Source organism: Prevotella sp. OH937_COT-195, assembly GCF_003932845.1.
Classification (GTDB): domain Bacteria; phylum Bacteroidota; class Bacteroidia; order Bacteroidales; family Bacteroidaceae; genus Prevotella.
This window is the reverse complement of record NZ_RQZH01000048.1, coordinates 1-3913: the sequence shown is the minus strand read 5'-3', so window position 1 is coordinate 3913 and position 3913 is coordinate 1. Positions and strand designations below refer to the sequence as shown.

The following is a 3913-nucleotide window of genomic DNA, read 5'->3' as shown; positions in this document are numbered from 1 at the left end:
AAATTCATCCACGGCACAGAAAATTTCCGTAATTTTGTAGTCGGTAATCATGAGTATATTCTTTTATTTAACCTTATAAGTAATTGAAAGTCACCTATGAAGGTACAAAGAATATCTCAGATTACCAACTTTTTAGATGAATTTTTTATCCCGAACTGGCGTATATATATATTCAAAGATGACAAAATAAAGATATTAAACCATGAAATTTGCAAATTCTTTAGTTTTCTTTCTTGGCTTTGAAAGAAAAGTCGTATCTTTGCAGAAAAATTTTAAATATCGAAGTTAAATATATGATTCTTGAATTTTGTGTAACCAATTTTCTGTCGATAAAGGAAGAGCTTAAACTATCCTTCATATCAACATCACTCAAAGAGTCCTGCTCTGAGCCGAATGACCTGTTTCCTCTTGAAGACACAGGTATATCACTTGTAAGGAGTGCTGTCATTTATGGTGCAAATGCGTCTGGAAAGTCAAATGTACTGAAAGCTTTTGATTTTTATAAGCGGTTCATCACAGAATCGTTCAAAAACAGTCAGGTCGGTGATACAATTGGTGTTGAGAACTTCAGGCTAAACGCATCAAGCATGAAAGAGCCTACCACATTTGAGGCGACTTTTACTGACGGAGAGTTTATCTATAGGTATGGCTTTGAAGTGGATAACCATGCCGTACAAGAAGAATGGCTATATAAACGTGCTTGCAAGAAACGTGCTAAGGATGTCGAACTGTTCTATCGTGAGGCAGATTCCAATACGGTTCATCCAAAGAGCCAACTTCTTCAGGAACTGGTAAACAAGAAAATGGTACGCAACAATGCGTTGCTGCTCTCAACAGCTGCTCAATTTAACGAACCTACCTCCGTCAGCATTCTTCAATGGCTAAGTGACACATTAGTGGTATTCTGTTCTGAAGACGAACAACTGTGGAATAACGCTATCAAGCATCTTGATGACGAGTCTTTACGTAAGCGTGTCATTTCATTTGCAAAGTATGCTGACCTTGGAATAGAAAACATTTCCAAGATTGACAACCGCATCGTCAGTGACCACAGGCAGTATGACGATGATGGCCAAGAAGTGACCAGCGTATCTTTTGCATTCAACAAGAATGAGTCGGAAGGCACAATCAAATACTTCTCACTTGCTTATCCTATCATTGATGCTCTTGACAATGGAAAGCGCATTGTCATTGATGAACTCGACTCCAAGCTTCATCCGTTGCTCGTCAAAAAGGTTGTTGCCTTGTTCAATGATGCCCAGACTAATCCCAAGGGAGCACAACTTCTGTTAACAGCGCATGATACATTCTTGCTGAGTGCTGGTCTATTCAGAAGAGATCAGGTTTGGTTCACCCAAAAGGACAACTTTGGTGCAACGGAACTATTCTCATTGGCAGAATACAAGGTACGCAGTACATCTCCTTTCGAGAAGGATTATCTGCTTGGTAAATATGGAGCAACCCCAATCTTTGGTGAATTAGAGAAAATATTTAATCCTTCTAAATAACTATGGCTAAACGACAGAAAAAAGACCATAGGTTATCAGACCTGTCACGCCGTCAGGGTGTAAGGGAAATCAAGCAGTCGTTTCTCATTGTCTGTGAAGGAGAAAAGACCGAACCCGACTACTTCAAGGCGTTCCGCATGACAGCAGCCACCATCAAGGCTGTTGGTCAGGCGATGAACACGATGACGCTTGTCAACAAGGCAATCAATATTCGTGAAGCCGACCAAAAGAGAAAAAGGGTTTATGACCAATGCTGGGTAGTCTTTGACAAAGACGATTTCCTTGCAAAGGATTTCAACCAGGCAATACTGCTTGCAGAAAAGAATGGTTTCCATGTGGCATACAGCAATCAGGCATTTGAGTATTGGTTCTTGTTGCACTACAACCTATATACTGGCACTATTCATCGAAACCAGTACAAGGACATGCTCACCAGACTAACAGGTATGCCATACAGTAAAAGTGAGGGCTATGGTGCCGTTATGTACAATCTCCTTTTGTCGCGACAGCAACAGGCCATCAGCAACGCTGAAACTGTACTTGCAGAAATATCACACGGCAATCCAGCTGAAGAGGAGTCATCGACAACTGTTCAGAGGCTGGTTTCGGAACTCAACAAATACTTGTAGCAGTTCATGACCAAACAAGTTATTTTTCAAAACACAGAAAGAAAACTTGTTGATTTGTAGATTTTTTTGCATAATTGGGAGTTTCCTTCTCGAATTAAGAAAGATAAGCTAAAGTTGAATTGCCGTCCAAAAGAGAAAGATGAAGGAAGGATCAGATTAGTGAAACGGGAATTGGATTTCTTTGCCAAGGAACATCGTTTGGCAAAGACTCCGATTGACCATTCTTTCTTGTCCGAATCCTTGAACGAAGTTACTGGCTTTCGTTCAACTATCAACGGACAACATACAATAATATAGTAATTAAGCAACAAACACAAGTATTGTTAGTAATGAAATACATTCAGCATAGTAGCAACCTTGGCGAGTATATGCCAGTTTTCTTTCAAATGTATCTAAAGGTAGATGGCAAAATAGACCTCAACTCTTGTTTGGATAGGGATTTTGCTTTATTTTTTCATGAGTACATTCATTTTTTGCAAGATCTTACTACAACATACGGATTAACTCAATGTTTCTACTATGGAGAATATATTCAGGCGGCAGTAAATGATATTTATAAACATGATAAAGGTAAGTTCACAATTCCAATAAGGTATGATGAACCTGCTCATCATGTGAAAATTGCAGATGTTATTACAGATACCACGATGGGTGATTGCAATTCGGATGCAAATGAGTTTAATGTGGTAAACGTAGCTCTAGACTTTATAGACAATTTGCCAATCAATTGTCCAGAGATAAGTCATATTTATGTAGTGGATGTAGAGCCTAGAGAAGGGGATTTTTTCTCTTTTGGAGCATATGCGATAAAGGAAAGCATCGCTTATATAATGGAGAGACTTGTCACAAAGAATTACGAACGTTCTCCAGAATTTCCGTACTGCTCTGCAGAAAAGATAGTTGAATATGTCTTTCCTGAACTTGGGAAGGATATTTTGAATGTTCTTGCATTGTGTGACATTAGTTTAATGTTTTCAAATCCTGCCGAGGTATTCTACACAACTTTGATACAACTAAAAAGGAAAAAATATATTCCAAATAAACCTCATGACCTGTATGCTCAATTGAAGAATGCAAAAGTTGGTAGTCATGGAAATTTGACAGGTCCATTCTCTCACTATAAGATGGTCGCAGAAGAAGCTCGAAAGAAATTTGAATCTTATTTCTCTATACAGATGAACAACCTGAAATACATAAAGCATATTATGAATGGATAGATCGACTTTTTGACTTCTCTATTCAAATGAGAATTAATGAGCCGTCTTATCTGTTGGATTTATGCTATGATGGATATATACGTTACAATGACACTTTCCGTAGATTAGTAAACAATCTCGGTTCACCATTGATTAGAAATATGAGACAAGATTATTTCTGCATTAAGCCTAAAGGCATTAGTGGATGGACAAACGAAGTTTTGAAGAATGTAAGCCAGATTCATGAATTACTTCATGATGCTAAATTTCAATGCAGTCTATATCCATGGTGTGTCAACTCTGATAATGAACAAAAAGAAGAACCTGCGTTCGAACCTATTAATCCTACTGTTGAAGTCTGCTTGCATAAACCATGGGAAAGATGTAACAGTAATGACTTGTGTCCTTTTGCAATGTTTTGGAAAAATTGGAATCTTGTAGGATATATTCCACAAAAAGTTGAATTGTAAGTGTTTCGTTAATATTTAGTCGTCCCTTAAAAAGAGATGCTAAACGGGAATTGATTCATCAATGACCTCTCTCTTAGCATTTCTCTTATTGTTTTGAACAGGAATAAAAG

4 protein-coding genes are annotated in these 3913 nt (G+C 37.9%); all 4 read left to right on the top strand.

Features of this window, described 5'->3' with window-relative positions:
* Positions 1–293 precede the first annotated feature (293 nt).
* Complete coding sequence (locus tag EII32_RS10995) at positions 294–1508, top strand: AAA family ATPase (protein WP_125235430.1); 1215 nt, start codon at positions 294–296, stop codon at positions 1506–1508.
* A 2-nt stretch (positions 1509–1510) separates the two neighbouring features.
* Positions 1511–2137 carry an RloB family protein gene (locus tag EII32_RS10990; RefSeq protein ID WP_125235429.1) on the top strand — a complete coding sequence of 209 codons (627 nt, stop codon included), beginning with the start codon at positions 1511–1513 and terminating at the stop codon, positions 2135–2137.
* A gap of 329 nt (positions 2138–2466) precedes the next feature.
* A complete protein-coding gene (locus EII32_RS10985; RefSeq protein ID WP_125235428.1) occupies positions 2467–3354 on the top strand; it encodes a hypothetical protein in 888 nt (295 codons plus the stop codon).
* Positions 3355–3494: 140 nt separating this feature from the next.
* Entirely contained in the window at positions 3495–3803 is a 309-nt protein-coding gene (locus tag EII32_RS10980; RefSeq protein WP_125235427.1) for a hypothetical protein, read from the top strand.
* The last annotated feature ends 110 nt before the right edge of the window (positions 3804–3913 follow it).